At 60.7% G+C, this 15,791-nt stretch carries 20 protein-coding genes and 1 tRNA gene; 10 read left to right on the plus strand and 11 right to left on the minus strand.

Features of this window, described 5'->3' with window-relative positions:
- Positions 1-13: 13 nt before the first annotated feature.
- Positions 14-727 carry an aspartate/glutamate racemase family protein gene (locus tag SJY08_RS05925; RefSeq protein WP_377274999.1) on the minus strand — a complete coding sequence of 238 codons (714 nt, stop codon included), beginning with the start codon at positions 725-727 and terminating at the stop codon, positions 14-16.
- Between the two features lie 164 nt (positions 728-891).
- On the opposite strand from SJY08_RS05925, the gene SJY08_RS05930 reads away from it, so the two are divergent.
- Positions 892-1,356 (plus strand): Lrp/AsnC family transcriptional regulator, encoded by a 465-nt coding sequence (locus tag SJY08_RS05930; protein ID WP_069041167.1) that lies wholly within the window; start codon positions 892-894, stop codon positions 1,354-1,356.
- Here SJY08_RS05930 and SJY08_RS05935 read toward each other — a convergent pair whose 3' ends face one another.
- From SJY08_RS05935 to SJY08_RS05960, 6 genes are all read right to left on the minus strand, one after another.
- Positions 1,357-1,743, minus strand: a complete 387-nt coding sequence (locus tag SJY08_RS05935; protein ID WP_377275000.1) for a DUF4087 domain-containing protein — start codon at positions 1,741-1,743, stop codon at positions 1,357-1,359. It lies immediately after the preceding gene.
- Positions 1,744-1,877: 134 nt separating this feature from the next.
- Entirely contained in the window at positions 1,878-2,126 is a 249-nt protein-coding gene (locus tag SJY08_RS05940) for a hypothetical protein (protein WP_069041169.1), read from the minus strand.
- 101 nt (positions 2,127-2,227) lie between these two features.
- The gene (locus SJY08_RS05945; RefSeq protein ID WP_377275001.1) at positions 2,228-2,476 is read right to left on the minus strand and encodes a hypothetical protein; all 249 of its coding nucleotides are present in this window, start codon (positions 2,474-2,476) and stop codon (positions 2,228-2,230) included.
- A 98-nt stretch (positions 2,477-2,574) separates the two neighbouring features.
- Complete coding sequence (locus SJY08_RS05950; protein WP_377275003.1) at positions 2,575-2,823, minus strand: hypothetical protein; 249 nt, start codon at positions 2,821-2,823, stop codon at positions 2,575-2,577.
- 114 nt (positions 2,824-2,937) lie between these two features.
- Positions 2,938-3,186 carry a hypothetical protein gene (locus SJY08_RS05955; RefSeq protein WP_054151764.1) on the minus strand — a complete coding sequence of 83 codons (249 nt, stop codon included), beginning with the start codon at positions 3,184-3,186 and terminating at the stop codon, positions 2,938-2,940.
- Positions 3,187-3,289: 103 nt separating this feature from the next.
- A complete protein-coding gene (locus SJY08_RS05960) occupies positions 3,290-3,529 on the minus strand; it encodes a hypothetical protein (protein WP_054151765.1) in 240 nt (79 codons plus the stop codon).
- Between the two features lie 404 nt (positions 3,530-3,933).
- On the opposite strand from SJY08_RS05960, the gene SJY08_RS05965 reads away from it, so the two are divergent.
- Together SJY08_RS05965 and ilvC are read left to right on the plus strand one after the other, a co-directional pair.
- Complete coding sequence (locus SJY08_RS05965) at positions 3,934-4,620, plus strand: TetR/AcrR family transcriptional regulator (RefSeq protein ID WP_054151078.1); 687 nt, start codon at positions 3,934-3,936, stop codon at positions 4,618-4,620.
- Between the two features lie 23 nt (positions 4,621-4,643).
- Complete coding sequence (gene ilvC / locus SJY08_RS05970) at positions 4,644-5,663, plus strand: ketol-acid reductoisomerase (RefSeq protein ID WP_054151077.1); 1,020 nt, start codon at positions 4,644-4,646, stop codon at positions 5,661-5,663.
- A gap of 73 nt (positions 5,664-5,736) precedes the next feature.
- Here ilvC and SJY08_RS05975 read toward each other — a convergent pair whose 3' ends face one another.
- Positions 5,737-6,930, minus strand: coding sequence for a GGDEF domain-containing protein (locus SJY08_RS05975; RefSeq protein ID WP_377275004.1), 1,194 nt, complete (start codon positions 6,928-6,930; stop codon positions 5,737-5,739).
- Between the two features lie 195 nt (positions 6,931-7,125).
- Here SJY08_RS05975 and SJY08_RS05980 point away from each other — a divergent pair, with 195 nt between their 5' ends.
- The 5 genes from SJY08_RS05980 to SJY08_RS06000 all read left to right on the plus strand — a co-directional run bounded on the left by SJY08_RS05980 (position 7,126) and on the right by SJY08_RS06000 (position 11,511).
- Positions 7,126-8,349 carry a PLP-dependent aminotransferase family protein gene (locus SJY08_RS05980; RefSeq protein WP_377275005.1) on the plus strand — a complete coding sequence of 408 codons (1,224 nt, stop codon included), beginning with the start codon at positions 7,126-7,128 and terminating at the stop codon, positions 8,347-8,349.
- Between the two features lie 99 nt (positions 8,350-8,448).
- On the plus strand, positions 8,449-9,558 hold the full coding sequence (locus SJY08_RS05985) for an endonuclease/exonuclease/phosphatase family protein (protein ID WP_377275007.1): 1,110 nt from the start codon (positions 8,449-8,451) through the stop codon (positions 9,556-9,558).
- Positions 9,555-10,292, plus strand: coding sequence for an NUDIX hydrolase (locus SJY08_RS05990; RefSeq protein WP_377275008.1), 738 nt, complete (start codon positions 9,555-9,557; stop codon positions 10,290-10,292). The genes SJY08_RS05985 and SJY08_RS05990 overlap by 4 nt, the downstream gene beginning before the upstream one ends.
- Before the next feature lie 76 nt (positions 10,293-10,368).
- Positions 10,369-11,286, plus strand: a complete 918-nt coding sequence (locus SJY08_RS05995) for a PhzF family phenazine biosynthesis protein (protein ID WP_300889786.1) — start codon at positions 10,369-10,371, stop codon at positions 11,284-11,286.
- Between the two features lie 149 nt (positions 11,287-11,435).
- Positions 11,436-11,511, plus strand: a tRNA-Lys gene (locus tag SJY08_RS06000).
- A 320-nt stretch (positions 11,512-11,831) separates the two neighbouring features.
- On the opposite strand, the gene SJY08_RS06005 is transcribed toward SJY08_RS06000, so the two are convergent.
- From SJY08_RS06005 to SJY08_RS06015, 3 genes are read right to left on the minus strand one after another with little or no spacing between them, the layout of a single operon-like run.
- Positions 11,832-12,623, minus strand: coding sequence for a heme ABC transporter ATP-binding protein (locus SJY08_RS06005; RefSeq protein WP_377275009.1), 792 nt, complete (start codon positions 12,621-12,623; stop codon positions 11,832-11,834).
- Complete coding sequence (locus SJY08_RS06010) at positions 12,623-13,693, minus strand: FecCD family ABC transporter permease (protein WP_377278489.1); 1,071 nt, start codon at positions 13,691-13,693, stop codon at positions 12,623-12,625. The genes SJY08_RS06005 and SJY08_RS06010 overlap by 1 nt, the downstream gene beginning before the upstream one ends.
- 20 nt (positions 13,694-13,713) lie before the next feature.
- Positions 13,714-14,592: a hemin ABC transporter substrate-binding protein gene (locus SJY08_RS06015; protein WP_377278491.1), complete on the minus strand. Its 879-nt coding sequence runs from the start codon at positions 14,590-14,592 to the stop codon at positions 13,714-13,716.
- Between the two features lie 248 nt (positions 14,593-14,840).
- Between SJY08_RS06015 and SJY08_RS06020 the strand changes: the two genes are divergently transcribed.
- Together SJY08_RS06020 and hutX are read left to right on the plus strand one after the other, a co-directional pair.
- Positions 14,841-15,185 (plus strand): antibiotic biosynthesis monooxygenase, encoded by a 345-nt coding sequence (locus SJY08_RS06020; RefSeq protein WP_054151069.1) that lies wholly within the window; start codon positions 14,841-14,843, stop codon positions 15,183-15,185.
- Between the two features lie 7 nt (positions 15,186-15,192).
- The gene (gene hutX / locus SJY08_RS06025) at positions 15,193-15,711 is read left to right on the plus strand and encodes a heme utilization cystosolic carrier protein HutX (RefSeq protein WP_153762358.1); all 519 of its coding nucleotides are present in this window, start codon (positions 15,193-15,195) and stop codon (positions 15,709-15,711) included.
- Positions 15,712-15,791: the final 80 nt, after the last annotated feature.

Genomic DNA, 15,791 nt, shown 5'->3' on the forward strand with positions numbered 1-15,791 from the left:
CGCAGGCCACTAATCAGGCAGCCCGGATGTCGCGATCGCCTTGCAGTGCGAAGGTAACGGCCGCTTCGGCATGGATGGTCGTCGAGTTGTAGCCGGGCAGCTGAAGTGTCGTCGGGTCGAGGATGAGGCAGATCTCCGTGCAGCCGAGGATAACGCTGTCGGCACCTTCAGCCTTGGCCTGTTCGATGATTCCGTTCAGCTTGTCGCGTGACGTGTCGAGAACCCGGCCCGCGCAGAGCTCTTCGAAGATGACATCATGGGTGACGGTCCGCCCTTCCGCATCCGGCACCATGATCTCGATGCCGTGGCGCTTCATGCGCTCGGCGTAAAACGGTTGTTCCATGGTGTAGCGTGTTGCGAGCAGCAGCGGGCGTTTTGCGCCGCCGGCCTTCAATGCATGGGCGGTTTCATCGATGATGTTGATGAGTGGTACGTCGATCCGTGCCTGCACCTCGTCGGCGACGAGATGCATGGTGTTGGTGCAGATCAGAACGCAGTCCGCGCCGGCCTTTTCCAGGCCTGTTGCGACGTCGCCCAGACGCTTCGCGGCAAGGTCCCAGCGGCCGGCCTTCTGCAGTGCGACGATCTCCGCAAAGTTCACCGAGTGCATCAGGACCTCTGCCGAAGTGAGGCCGCCGAGGCGGGCGCGGACGGCCTCGTTGACCTGGCGGTAATAGACCGCCGAACTTTCGAAACTCATCCCGCCAATCAAGCCAATCGTCTTCATGTCTCGTCTCCGTCATTTGATGCGAAGATGATGATGCGAATTCGGCGCAATTGGGTTGCAATGATCGGATAGAGAACAGCCCTTGGCGCATGGCAGTTGGCGCGATATGAGGGGATCGCGCAGATTATTTGCGCATTCATGGGTTTGGGCCGGGGAGATGTGGCGTGATTGACGAAAGAGACAGGAAGATTCTCGATCTGCTGCAGCAGGATGCGAGCATTGCGGTTGCGGATCTCGCTGAGCGCGTGGCCTTGTCAACGTCTGCCTGCTCGCGGCGGATCCAGAAGCTGGAGGAGCAGGGCTATATCGCCCGGCGCATCGTCGTCCTCGATCGCGAGAAAATCGGCGTGCCGACCACGGTCTATGCCCTGGTGAAGACAGCCCATCATGCCGACGACTGGATCGAGGAGTTTCGCCGCGCGATCAGCGATATCTCGGAGATTGTCGAAGCCCATCGATTGACGGGGCATTACGACTATATCCTGAAGCTGGTGCTGCCGCGCGTCGAGCATTACGACGTCGTCTATCGCCGGCTGGTGAAGCGCGTCGAACTCTTTGACGTCTCGGCATCTATCTCTATGGAAATTCTCAAGCAGGGGCTGGCCGTGCCTGTCGATTACGCGCGGTGATTATTCCGGCGAGGGCAGGGCCTTGTCGGCGCGGCATTGGCTGATCGGCAACTGCTTCACGGCGTAGATGGCCGAGATCCTGCCGAGGAAGCTGTCACCAAAATCGCTGCTGCGCTCGGTTTCAGCCTCGATGCAGCCGCAGGCATAGCCATAGTAGCCGTTCGTCTGGACGAAATCCCCTGTGGTGAAATCAGGCATGTTCTCCATGCCGAGCGGCTCGATCTCGGAGCCTTGCGTCATCAGTATCCATGAGCCTTCGCCATCATCGAGCCAGTAATTTCCGGGGGTCGGATTCTGTATCCAGCCGCAGCGGTTTTCCTTGGCGGAGAGGGCCGGGGTTCCGGCAAGTGTCAGGGCAAGGCAGATGAGGAGGTGTTTGGTGCGCATGGTGTTTTCCTAGATTTCGCCGCACCATACCCATCACCTTTGGCGCTGGGAATGACCAAGTCTGGACACTATCGCAAATGCAAAAAAAAAAGGCCCCGGGACTGATGCCCCGAGGCCCACCACGCACCCTGGAATCAGGAAGCGTTGGAAACTGTGCGGGTGACGAGGGTCACCGTCTGGTCGGCATTGACCTTATAGACTTCGTTCACGTCACGACCACTGCCGTCTGAGAAGGTGTGGAAGAAGGTCGAACCAACAGGTGCCTTTTCCAGCTGAACGTTTGCGTTGTCATAGGTGATCGAGCCCGGGATCGGCTGGACGGAAGCGAAGGCTGCCGAGCCGGCTGCGAGGGTAATCAGGGCTGCAGAGATGATGGTCTTCATGGTTATATTCCTTTGTGCGTTGGGTTGGCGGCGGCTCAGTGTCAGTGGGGGAGGGGCCGAGCCTGCCGCCGAAGGGTGTCGCGTCTTGGGAGGCGCGCTGATTACGAAGCGTTGGAGATCGTGCGGGTGACGAGGGTCACCGACTGGTCGGCGTTGACCTTGTAGACTTCGTTGACGTCACGACCACTGCCGTCTGAGAAGGTGTGGAAGAAGGTCGAACCAACAGGTGCCTTTTCCAGCTGAACGTTTGCGTTGTCATAGGTGATCGAGCCCGGGATCGGCTGGACGGAGGCGAAAGCGGAGGTGCCGGCAGCGAGGGTGATCAGGGCTGCAGAGATGATGGTCTTCATGATGATATTCCTTTGTGCGTTGGGTTGGCGGCGGCTCAGTGCCAGAGGGTAGGGGCCGAGCCTGCCGCCGAAGGGTTTTGCGTCCTGGGAGACGCTGATTACGAAGCGTTGGAGATCTGGCGGTTAACGAGGGTCACCGACTTGTCGGCATTGACCTTGTAGACTTCGCTGACGTCATGGCCGCTGCCGTCAGTGAAGGTGTGGAAGAAGGTCGACCCGACAGGAGCCTTTTCCAGCTGAACATTGGCGTTGTCATAGGTGATCGAGCCCGGGATCGGCTGGACGGAGGCGAAAGCGGAGGTGCCGGCAGCGAGGGCGATGAGGGCTGCAGAGATGATGGTCTTCATGGTCGTATTCCTTGTGTAGCGTTTTGTGGGCGGCGGCTCGGGGCGGTGGAGAGGGTCGAGCCTGCCGCTGGAGGTCTTCACGTCTTGGGAGGCGTGTTGGGTTGAGCGCTTCGATTACGAAGCGTTGGAGATCTGACGATCGACCAGGGTTACCGTCTGGTCGGCGTTGACCTTGTAGACTTCGCGAACGTCGCGGCCGTCACCGTTGGAGAAGGTGTGGAAGAAGGTCGAACCAACAGGTGCCTTCTCGAGCTGAACATTTGCGTTGTCATAGGTGATCGAGCCCGGGATCGGCTGAACGGAAGCGAAAGCGGCCGAGCCGGCTGCGAGGGTGATGAGGGCGGCAGAGATGATGGTCTTCATGATCGTGTTTCCTTATCTTGAATTGAGCTCAGCCTCAGGCGTTCAGCTCTAGATTGTATTGATGGGTAGCATCTACCCGTGATGGGGATCGTCTTGCGTGCCGTCAGTCGTTCGCCATGGAACGGGAGACGATGGAGACGGTCCGGTCTGCATTCACCTTGTAGATCTCATGGACTTCCGTGCCGTTGAGATGGAAGGTGTGGAAGAAGTTCGAACCGGCGGGTGCCTGTTCGAGCCTTGGCTGCGCACCGCCATAGGTGATTGAGCCTGGGACTGGCTCGATCGCGAAAGCGGCCGAAGCGGCTGCGATGGTGGTCAGGAGTGCTGCTGCGATGGTCTTCATAGTGTGTAAGCCTTTAGAACCTTGCTTTATCGAACTGCTCGGTTCGATGAGATGTATTTGGCGTATGGCGCTGGAGAAATCAATACCCCTTTGCGCACAATCGAACTGATTGGTTCGGTGAGAGTACCCGGTATCACGGAGGATACTTGAAGGGTGAGGTGAGGAAAAACAGCGGGTTAGGCTGCAAATGCACTGTCATTTAACTATGACATACAACGATTATTTTTTGTCACAATCACCCTTTTGTGACAGCTTGGTGGGGTGAAAGGGGAGGGAGTGATGCTCAAAACAGGATCTCCTTTCTGAGGCATCTGCTTGCTTTTTTCGCAAATTCATTCTTGACCCGCCCGCCTCCGCGGTACATAAAGCGTGCGAACCGTACCGTACGGTACCAGGAGCCGGCCATGTCCATCGACAATCAGACCTCGGAATTTACGCCGCGTCAGAACGCCGTTCTGGCGGAGGCTCTGCGTCTCCTCGTGGAGGGCGGCGACAAGGCAGTCACCACGGCCGGTCTGGCGCGCGCTGCCAATTGCTCCAAGGAAAGCCTCTACAAATGGTTCGGCGACCGCGATGGTCTGCTGTCAGCGATGATTTCCTATCAAGCCAGCAAGGTACGGACGTTTGAGCGGCCGGGTGAGCGCCTGACTGTTGCCACCCTTACAGATCATCTGGAGGTCTTTGCCCAGGATCTGCTCGAGGTTCTCGCCGGCGATGTTTCGCTCGCCCTCAACCGGCTGGCCATCGGCCAGTCGAGCCGTGACGGTTCGAAGCTCGGCACGTTGCTTCTGGAGCGTGGTCGGCGCCAGATCGATCGCCGGGCAAGGGCGCTGCTCGATGCCGGCCAGCGAGACGGCCTGTTGCGTTTCGGCGATGGCGAGGACGCGTACCGTACCCTTTACGGCCTGATCGTCAGCGATCTGCATGTCCGCATGCTGCTCGGCGAGGCGCCGCAGACCCACAAATTCGGCGCCCGGGCGACGAAGGCGGTTTCCGCCTTTCTCGCTCTCTACGGGACCGACCGCGTACTGGCGGGCCTGGATGGGGCATCCCGTTCCGGCTCTCCGATCAACAACATCCACCACAACTGAAAAGCATAGGGAAGGACACTACAATGCGCGTCTATTACGATCGTGATGCCGACTTGAACCTGATCAAGTCGAAGAAGGTTGCCATCATCGGCTACGGTTCGCAGGGCCGCGCCCATGCGCTGAACCTCAAGGATTCGGGCGCCCAGAACCTCGTCGTTGCCCTGAAGGCCGGTTCGCCGACCATCAAGAAGGCTGAAGCCGATGGTCTCAAGGTCATGACGGTTGCCGAAGCTGCCGCCTGGGCCGACCTGATGATGATGGCGACCCCGGACGAACTCCAGGCCGACATCTACAAGGCCGACATCGCACCGAACATCCGCGACGGCGCCGCCATCGCATTCGCGCACGGCCTGAACGTCCATTTCGGCCTCATTGAGCCGAAGTCGACCGTCGACGTTGTCATGATCGCTCCGAAGGGCCCCGGCCACACGGTTCGCGGCGAATACCAGAAGGGCGGCGGCGTTCCCTGCCTCGTCGCAATCCATCACAACGGTTCGGGCAACGCGCTTGAACTCGCTCTCTCCTACGCCTGTGGCGTTGGCGGCGGTCGTTCTGGCATCATCGAAACCTCCTTCAAGGAAGAGTGCGAAACCGACCTCTTCGGCGAACAGGTCGTTCTCTGCGGCGGTCTCGTCGAGCTGATCCGCGCTGGCTTCGAAACACTGGTCGAAGGCGGCTACGCGCCGGAAATGGCCTATTTCGAGTGCCTGCACGAAGTGAAGCTGATCGTCGACCTGATCTATGAAGGCGGCATCGCCAACATGAACTACTCGATCTCCAACACCGCCGAGTGGGGCGAATACGTCACCGGTCCGCGCATCATCACGGCTGAAACCAAGGCTGAAATGAAGCGCGTGCTGCACGACATCCAGACCGGCAAGTTCACCTCGGACTGGATGCAGGAATACCGTGCCGGTGCTGCCCGCTTCAAGGGTATCCGCCGCATGAACGACAGCCACCAGATCGAAGAAGTCGGTGCCAAGCTGCGCGGCATGATGCCGTGGATCGCCAAGAACCAGCTGGTCGACAAGGCCCGCAACTGATCTTCATCTTCAGGGATGAATGAGAGGCCGGAGAGGGAAACTTCTCCGGCTTTTTCGTATCCGTGTGGCGTGCTCAGGCGGAGCCCACGAGCCTTTCCTCATGGTCGGTGTCAAAGACCCTGTTCCTGCCGCAGGCCTTGGCATCGTATAGCCTGCGATCGGCAAGGGCGATCAGGCTGCGCTCATCGTCTTCAGGGCCAGCGGTTGCAACGCCGATGCTGACAGTCAGGTCCGCTGATCCACCATCTGCCGTCGGCAGGAACAGGGAAGCGACGCGTTTGCGCAGATCTTCGCCGAAGACAGCCGGCTGCAGGGCATGATTGCCCTGCAGGACGACGGCGAATTCTTCTCCGCCATAGCGTGCAGCCGTGCCGTCGACGTCCCGCATGCATGCAGCGATCACTTCCGCCACCACCTGAAGTGCAGCGTCCCCGGCCTGGTGGCCCCGGGTGTCGTTGAAGAGTTTGAAGTGGTCGATGTCGATCAGGAGCAGCGCCAGAGGTTCGCGGTCATTGCGGTATCGACCGAGACAATGGCTTAACTGCACGTCGAAGCCACGCCTGTTGCCAAGGCCCGTCAGGGCGTCGGTCTCGGCATGACGGCGCAATTGCTCGTTGGCATAGGTGAGTTTCTCGTTGCTTTCGGCCAGGGCTGCCACCAGCGTTCGGGTCTTCGTCTCTGCCGCCAGGCGTCTCTCGTCCATGGCGATCAGCCGGATCATGTAGCTGGCGAGAAAGCCGACATAGGCGAGGCAGATCGGAACCATGATCCAGTTGCCCTCGCGGACCGCGACCAGGTTGATCGCGGCGATCATCACGAAAATGACCAGCAGAGTAGAACGGGGCGCCATATAGGCGCGTGCCGCACTCGATTGGAGGATGCCGCAACCGATGGCGAGGATGACCACCTGCGTGTCGGGGCTGCCGCCACTATAGAGGATGGCAAGTGAAGCGCCCCAGGCGACGCCCGAAAGGACCGAGACAAGGGTGAATCGCTTGAGCCATTTCTGCGCCGTGTCGGATGGATGCCGTCGCCGGAAGCCAAGGTCGGCAACCCCTCGCATGATCACCTGCAGCGAGAGGATCGCAAACACGACCAGGACCTCGAACGTCCGACCCTCCATATATGGGAGGGTGGCGGCCGACAGGATCGCAATGGCTGCGACGATGTGGGGGAATATATGGAAGAGAGTGCTCAGATGCTCCCAGGGCGGATCCGCTTCATTGTCGATGCCGACCATCGGCAGGGTAAGCTTTTGGATCGGCAAGTGGCGGGTCCTTTCACTGTTGCGGAGACTATAGAGCGAATCATCTCGCGTTTTAGGCTTGCCTGAAGAAACAGCAGCAACATGGTTGCCAAACTGTAAAGTGCAGCGGTCAACCTCGATAGGTCAGTATTGTTGACCTATCGAGGTTTTCATGGTCTGCTGCCTCAGATAACAACAAGTCTTGAGGAAACACCGATGCTGAACTGGGATCATGTCTTTGCCACGCGATCGTCCCGCATGCGCGCCTCCGAAATTCGAGAGCTCCTGAAGCTCCTCGACAAGCCCGATATCATCTCGTTTGCGGGCGGCATTCCCGATCCGGCACTGTTTCCCGAACGGGAGTTTGCCGAGGCTTATGCCGGCCTGTTTGCCGATGGAAAGGCCGGCGGCGCGCTGCAGTATTCGGTGTCTGAGGGGTATCTGCCGCTGCGTGCCTGGTTGAAGGAGGAAATGAGGCGGTTGGGCATTGCCTGCGAGCTCGACAACATCTTCATCACGTCAGGCTCGCAACAGGCGCTCGACTATCTCGGGAAGCTGTTTCTGTCGCCCGGCGACACGGCGCTTGTGACCTGGCCGACCTATCTCGGCGCGTTGCAGGCCTTCAATGCCTATGAACCTGCCTATGATCAGCTGTCGATCGGAAACCGGACGCCCGAGAGCTACAGGGCGGAGGCGGCGACGCAGGGGAGTGCCGTGAAGTTTGCCTATCTCTCCACCGATTTCGCCAATCCGACGGGTCAGACTGTCAGCCTTGAGGAGCGGCACCAGATCCTGGCCTTGGCGGACGAGCTCGACATTCCGGTGATCGAAGACGCGGCCTATCAACATCTGCGCTATGACGGCGAGGCCATCGCGCCCATCCTTGCGCTCGACATTGCCCGCAGCGGCGGCATCGACGCCTGCCGGACCATCTATTGCGGCAGCTTTTCCAAGACGCTGGCACCGGGTCTGCGCGTCGGCTATGTCGTGGCTGCCAAGCCGGTCATCCGCAAGCTGGTTTTGATGAAGCAGGCGGCGGATCTGCATTCCTCGACGATCAACCAGATGGTCGTGGCCGAGGCGGCCGCAAAGCACTTTCCGGCACAGATTGCGAAGATACGGGCAGCCTATGTGGCGCGCCGCGATGTCATGCTGGCGGCGCTGGAAAAATACATGCCCGAAGGTGCCGAATGGACGCGGCCGGAGGGCGGGATGTTCGTCTGGGTCACGCTGCCTAACGGTATGGACGGCGCAGAACTGCTGGCCCGGTCGGTCGAGACGGAAAAGGTGGCTTTCGTACCGGGCCAAGCCTTCTTTGCCGATCGTTCCGGTGCCAATACGATCCGGCTTTCCTATTCCTGCGCCAACGAAGCGATGATCGAGGAAGGCATCCGTCGTCTGGGCCGGCTCGTCGGGCATGCGCTGGCCCAGGCGGCCTGACAGCTTTAGGCGCGCCTGCTTTGGGTTGCGGATACGGAAGGGGCGTGATTGACTGCCGTCGATCCGCCGCTTTCGCAACCGACCTCCCGTCAGGTGTTCATGTCCATTCGCATCGCGACCTTCAACATCGAAAACCTGATCGCCCGCTTCGATTTCACCGGCTATCGCAACCAGCTGAAATCCGATCGGGTGTTGAAGCTGTTCGACATCAAGTCGGAAGCCGACTACCAGCGGCTCGAAGCGGCGCGGGTCGTATCCTCCACCGACGATACCCGGCAGCTCTCGGCGCTGGCGATTGCGGACACCAATGCCGACATCCTGTGCCTGCAGGAGGTCGACAACATGGAGGCGCTCAAGGCCTTCGAATACGGCTATCTCTTCCGCATGATCGGCTCTGGCTATCGGCAGAAATATCTGGTCGAGGGTAATGACAGCCGCGGCATCGACGTTGCCGTGCTGATGCGAGAGAAGACCCGCGACGGTCAGCCGATCGAGCTGCGCGACGTCACCAGCCATGCAGCGCTCACCTATCACGATCTCGGCCTCTATCATCCGGGGCTCGGTGAGCGGGTCCGGCCGGATGACCGGATCTTCAAACGCGACTGCCTGGAACTCGACCTGCGCGTCGGAGGTCGGCCACTGACGGTCTATGTGGTGCATTTCAAGTCGATGACCAATGGCCGTGATGGAATGGATGGCCGCACCTCGACCATGCCGATCCGCGAGGCCGAGGCAAAGGCGGTACGGCACATCATCGAGAATTGTTTCGGGTCAGAGAGTGCTTCGCGGCACAACTTCGTGATCTGCGGCGACATGAACGACTATCAGGAGCGCATCGACGTGATCGGCGATCGGCGCTCGGGCTATGACTACATCCACCGGCCGGACCTGCCGAGTGCGCTCGATGTGTTCTCACATGACGGTTTTGCCGAAAACCCCATGCTGCGGCGGGACCCGCTCGATCGCTGGACGCTCTATCATTCGCGCGGACCCGAAGAGCAGCACCTGTGTCAGCTCGACTATATCTGGCTTTCCAAAGGGCTCGCACAGGCCAATCCGCAGGCGCTACCAGAGGTCATCCGCAACGGTCAGCCATTCCGCACACCCTTTCCGCCGGGGCAGGAGGTCGAACGCTATCCGCGTACCGGATGGGACCGGCCCAAGGCATCCGACCACTGCCCGATTGCCATCACCTTGCATCTGCCATGAGCGATCTCTTGACTGACGAGGTTGGCCTGCCGACCGATGGCAGCCTGTATCCGGTTCGCTCGCTGGCGCTCAGGGTGGCAGCCGATCCTCATCCGCTGGACCTCACTCAAAGCACCGCCATCTCTGCCAATTGGGAGCGTGAGGTGACGGCGAACCCGGCACTCTTCAACGGCCGGATGATCCTGCAGCGTCAGATCCGCTATCGCGATGGGCATCTTGAGGCACTCGGCCATGTGTCGAACTTTGCCACCTTCCTTTGGTGGCGGCGCCAGCCGGAGCTTGCCGGTGCCTGTCACCTGTTCGGCTATCCCGTCATCGTCTCATCCGACGGGGCGCTGGTCGCGGTTGAGATGGCGCCGCACACCGCCAATCCCGGACAGGTCTATTTTGCGGCGGGCTCGCTCGACTTGTCCGATGTCGTTGACGGGGCCTGCGACATCGAGGGCAACATGCGGCGCGAGGTGATGGAGGAGACAGGGCTCGATCTTGATCTGGCGCATGCCGATCCTGTGCTTTACGCCAGCTATCGCTCGCGACGCCTCACCTTGGCACGCGTCTTCACGTTTTCGGAGACGGCGGAGGCTCTTGTCGATCGGATCGACGCCTTTGCCCGCGATTGTTCGGAGCCGGAAATCTCCCGTGCGGTCGTGATCCGCTCTGGCGATCCTGCAGCGCAGCGTTACGGGGCCGCGATGCTGCCGATTCTCGGCTGGTATTTTCAGGATCGAGGATGATCGGGGCTCGGCTTGCCTTGCCGTTTCGCCTCGGGCAGTGTGTGCCGCGAGCGTGACCTTCAACGGAGATAGGCCCGTGGCGAGACAGTATGCCATCTATGACGTGTTCACCGACCGCAAACTGGCGGGCAATCCGCTCGCTGTGATCTTCGACGGTGCCGGCCTGTCCGACGAGATGATGCAAACAATTGCCGGAGAGATGAACCTCTCGGAGACCGTTTTCGTCCAGCCCGCCGATCACGCATCGCACACCGCCCGGATCCGGATCTTTACCCCTGGCCGAGAACTGCCCTTTGCCGGGCACCCGACGGTGGGTAGCGCGATTGCGCTGGCCGAGCGCGCCTATAGTGGCGAGACCGCCAACATGGATCTCGTTTCCGTGCTGGAGGAGACGATTGGTCCGGTGCGCTGTGCCGTCCGGGTCAGGCCGGGGGAGGCAAGCTTCGCCGAATTCGACCTGCCGCGCCTGTCGAGCCGCCATGAGTTGCAATTGGATCGGCAGGGGCTTGCCGATGCGTTGTCCGTCAAGGCCAGCGCCATAGGGTTTGAAAACCATGTGCCGATGGTGTGGAGTGCCGGCGTCCCGTTTCTTCTCGTGCCTCTGCACGATGTGGCGACGATCGAGAGCGTCGAATTCGAGCCGCAACTGTGGGAACGCGTGGCGCCGATGAGCGAGGGGCGACTGACGTCTGCCTACATCTATTGTCGCGGCGGGGTGCATCATGCCGCAAAATTCCATGCGCGGATGTTCTCGCCCGATATGGGCATTCATGAAGATCCGGCGACAGGGTCTGCCGTGGCAGCGCTTTCAGGCGCCATCCATCATTTCGACGCACTGCCGGACGGTCATCACCCGATGATGATCGAGCAGGGGGTTGAGATGGGCCGCCCTTCCTACATTCACCTGCATATCGATGTGAAAGACGGCGCCGTCTCGCGGGCGCGGATCGGTGGTCAGGCCGTCCGCCTGGCCACGGGAACGCTGGATCTCTGAAAACATTGGGTATTTCCAGGTTTTTGAAATTTTTTTGACCAAACGGCCAAGAATTTTTGCAGCGGCGCTAGACAAGGTCGCAGATCCTGTTTATACGCCCGGTCACGCCACCAGAAACGGGGCGGACGAGACCGGAAACGGTGTCAGGCGGGTGATTAGCTCAGTTGGTAGAGCAGCTGACTCTTAATCAGCGGGTCGTAGGTTCGAGCCCTACATCACCCACCATTTTCTTCTTCAAAACAATATGTTGGCCTTATGCGCAGTTATGCGCACCTCGGGTTTGTTGGTGTCTTCAGGGCGTGCCTGGATGGCGATAATCAACCTGACTGGTCGTTCGGCAAGCCCTTCCTGGCCGAGTCACAAACCAGCTTAGCCGGCTATCAAAAAGTCGTTGGAAAAAGCGGGCGGACATCTGTCGCTCTGGTCGCCGATGTTCGCTAGGTGTTCTCACGTCTGGTCGCGTGTGTTCCTTGTTCGTTGCGGTTTTTTGTGCGTGTTCGTTGATTTTGCCCTGTGGATAACTGTGGACAACTAAGGTAGCCGGCTCAGCGTGTCGCGCTGAAGCGGGCCTGGGGCAAGACATAGGGTATCGCCTCGCTCGGCAGCCGTCCGACACTGCCAGCAATGCCGTAGACATGCGCGATGGTCCCATCGTCGATGGTTTCCTTCGGATGGCCTTCCCGGATGAGTTTGCCGTGGTGAAGGACGGCCAAATGATCTGCGAATTCGGCGGCAAGGTTGAGGTCGTGCAGAATGGCCAGGACGACACCGCCGCGTCGGGCAAAGTCACGGGCGAGCTCAAGAACCGAGATCTGGTGACCGATATCGAGGCTTGCCGTCGGCTCGTCGAGGAAGATCGCGCGTGGACGACCATCAAGAACAGGATCGGGCATCTGTGACAGCACGCGGGCCAGCTGCACGCGCTGTTGTTCGCCACCTGATAGCGCGTTGTAGCTGCGCCCCTCAAAGCCACTCAGCCCCACACGGATGAGCGCCTGGCGTCCCGCAAGATTCGGATCGCGGCTGCCATGCGCAACGGCGCCCATGCGCACCACCTCAAGCGCCGTGAAGGGGAAGGAGAGTGCTGTGGATTGCGGCAGCACTGCCCGCTCTCGGGCGAGCTCCACGGGGCTCAGCGAGGCGATGCGCCGGTCCTGGTAAAGGATGTCACCGTGGTCGGGGCGCATCTCGCCAGAAAGGGTCTTCAAGAGGGTGGACTTGCCCGCCCCGTTGGGGCCGATGATCACGGTGACCTTGCCCGCTTCCAGATGGAGGCTGACCTTGTCGACGAGAACGCGTCCACCGCGGCTGATCGTGATGTCGTGTGCGCGGATCATTACAAGCCCTCCATGGCCTGGCGGCCCTGTTTGCCGAGTAGAAGCATCAGGAAGACGGGCGCGCCGAGGATCGCGGTGATGATGCCGATCGGCAGTTCTGCCGGTGCGGCGATGGTGCGGGCGACCGTATCAGCGAGAAGCAGCAAAGCTGCCCCGCCGAGCGCGGAAGCCGGCAGCAGGAAGCGATGTGACGGACCGATCGCGAGACGCAGCAGATGCGGCACGACAATTCCGATGAAGCCAATCGAGCCGGCAGCCGCAACGGTTGCGCCACAGGCGGCTGCCACGGCGAGGATCGTCATGCGCTTCAGCCGCTGCACGGGTACGCCCATGTGGAAGGCTGCGGCGTCACCGAGGATCAGTGCGTCGAGGCCGCGTGCGACGAAGGGGATGATCGCCAGCACGAAGACAACGAAGGGCAGGATGGCGATGATCTTGTCCGTCGTCGCGCCGCTCAATGAGCCGAGAGACCAGAAAGTGATGTCGCGCAGCGCCCGGTCATCGGCGATGAAGATCAGGAGGCCGGTGGCAGCCCCTGTCATGGCGGCGATCGCGATCCCCGAGAGGATCAGGGCTGTCGTCGATGTCTGGCCGTTACGGGTGGCGATGACGTAGAGCAGGAAAGTGTTGCCGAGACCACCGAGGAAGGCCATCAGCGGCAGAAACTGTTCGCCGAACACGACCTGCAACGGAAAGAGGAGGGTCGGGCCGAGCACGATGGCGATTACGGCGGCAAGTGCTGCCCCGGAAGTGACCCCGACGATGCCGGGGTCGGCCAGCGGATTGCGGAAGAGGCCCTGCATCATGGCGCCGGAGACACCCAGTGCTGCACCGATCAGAAGGCCCATGCCGGTGCGTGGCAGACGCACGGCTTCCAGGATGATCAGGTTCTGCTGGTCCATGCTCGCATGATCGCCGGTCACATAGGCGATCAGATGCGGCAGGCCGACGCCGGTTGGACCGATCACGATCGAAACGAAGATGGCGATCGCCAGCAGAACTGCCAGCAGGGCAAGGACGATAAACCCGAGAGCGGAGCGATCTCCGTCACGCCTGCCGAGGGTCGACATCAGGGCCAGCGTGTTCACGATTACTGCCCTTCCGGATAGAGCATGGCGTTCAGGTCACGGGCGGCGTCGGCAGCACGCGGTCCAAGACCGAGGAGATAGAGGCCGTCCATGGTGAGGAAGGCCTTGTTCGCGCCGGCCGGGGTTGCTGCAAGGGCGGGGAGCTCAAAGGCCTTTTCGGCCGTCAGATGCTGGGCGCCGCCGCTCATCACGAGGATAACGTCGGGGGCTGCGGCAATCACCGCTTCATCGGTCAGCGGCTTGTAACCGGAGATCGTGGACACGGCGTTCTCGCCACCGGCGAGCCGGATCATCGCGTCTGCAGAGCTCTCACTGCCGGCCGCCATGACGCGTCCATTGGCGAGGGAGAGAGCGAACAGGACTTTCTTCTTCGGCCCTGTTGCCGCCTTCACCTTGTCTTCAATGGCTTTGAGGCTGGCCTCGACCGACTTTGCCAGTTCGTCTGCCTTTTCCGCGCGCCCGATTGCCTGGCCGATGGCGCGGATCTTTGCTGGGATAGCCGATGTTTCAGGGGGCGAGGGGATGCTGACGAAGCTGAGGCCGCTCGCCTTGAGGATGTTGATCGAATCGATAGGGCCGGCACCGGCTTCCGCGATGATCAGATCGGGTCTTTGGGAGAGGACACCTTCTGCCGAGACCTGGCGAACATAGCCGATATCAGGCTTGGAGCTTGCCTCCGGCGGATAAAGGCTCGTCGTGTCGACGGCGACCACCCTGTCCCCCTCGCCGAGCGCATAGATGATCTCCGTCACGGTGCCGCCGATCGCGACGATCCGCTCGGCATCCTTGGCCCCCGCCGTCTGCGGCAGAACAAGCGGCAAGGAAAGCGAGAAGGCGAGGGCGGAGAGGAGCTTGCGGCGGGATGGGCGAAGGGACAACATGGATGTGCTCGAACCTATGATCCGGGCGCCCGGAGGCAGGCACAAAGCCGTCTCCGGATCGCCGATAATGAGAATACGCATGTGCGGGGAACTCCCGACATTTAACTTGACTGTGCTACACAAGTTTAAATAGGAAGGCAACAGAGCGCGGTCGTTCCAGAACGCCGGTTTTCGAGGTAAACTCGCCAGCCGAGCGCATGCCCGATCGCGACGATCAGATCTTGTCTTGCAAAGAGGGAAGCAGACCCATGTACATCGCCATGAACCGTTTTCGCGTCGTCCCGGGCTTCGAGGAAGCCTTCGAGAACCAGTGGAAGGCCCGCGAAGGCCGACTGGCCGAAATGCCGGGTTACATCGAATTCCACATGCTGAAGGGTCCGAAGGCCGAAGACCATACGCTGTATGCCTCGCATACCGTGTGGGAGACCCATGGCCATTTCGTCGCCTGGACCAAGTCTGAGCAGTTCCGCGCCGCCCATGCACGCGCTGGCGAGAGCAAGGTTCAATACCTCTCCGGCCCGCATTTTGAAGGCTTCGACGTCATCATCCACGAAGATCGCTCGGGCAAGCGCTCGGCTTCCGAAGCCGCGTGAGGCTCTGATGGACACGTTGACGCAAAGCCACGGCGAAAGACGCGAGCGGGCGCTGGCTGCGCTTGCCGAAAAGCCTGACGGTGTGATCGAACAGATCGCCGCCAAGGCCGAGGTGACACCTGCCGACGTGCTCGCCATCCTCCCGGAAGGGGCCGCTGTGCTGGTGCCTTCCGAGAAGTGGGAGCCGATCTGGAAGGACCTCACATCCTGGGGCGAGATCCTGATGATCGTCCACACCGAAGACATCGTGCTCGAAGTCGAGGGCAGTCTGCCCGAAGGCAGCGAGGGGCATGGCTGGTTCAACATCCATGGCGACAGTCCGATCGGCGGTCACATCCGCAAGGAACGTTGCGACTCGATCGCTTTCGTCGATCGCGGCTTCCATGGGCGCCGGTCTTGTTCTGTCTGGTTCATGAATGCCGACGGAAAGGCTATGTTCAAGGTCTTCGTCCGTCGCGACAAGGAGCGCAATCTCCTGGAAGATCAGGTCGCGCGTTTCGAAGCTTTGCGACAGACTTTCGCCTGACGCATCAATTTGGCCCGCCGGTCCGTCAGGGGCGGCGGGTTCTTCCATTAAGCCCTTCTTTCTTTTGCCTTTAACTGGAT

Source organism: Rhizobium sp. R86522 (assembly GCF_042466255.1).
Classification (GTDB): domain Bacteria; phylum Pseudomonadota; class Alphaproteobacteria; order Rhizobiales; family Rhizobiaceae; genus Allorhizobium.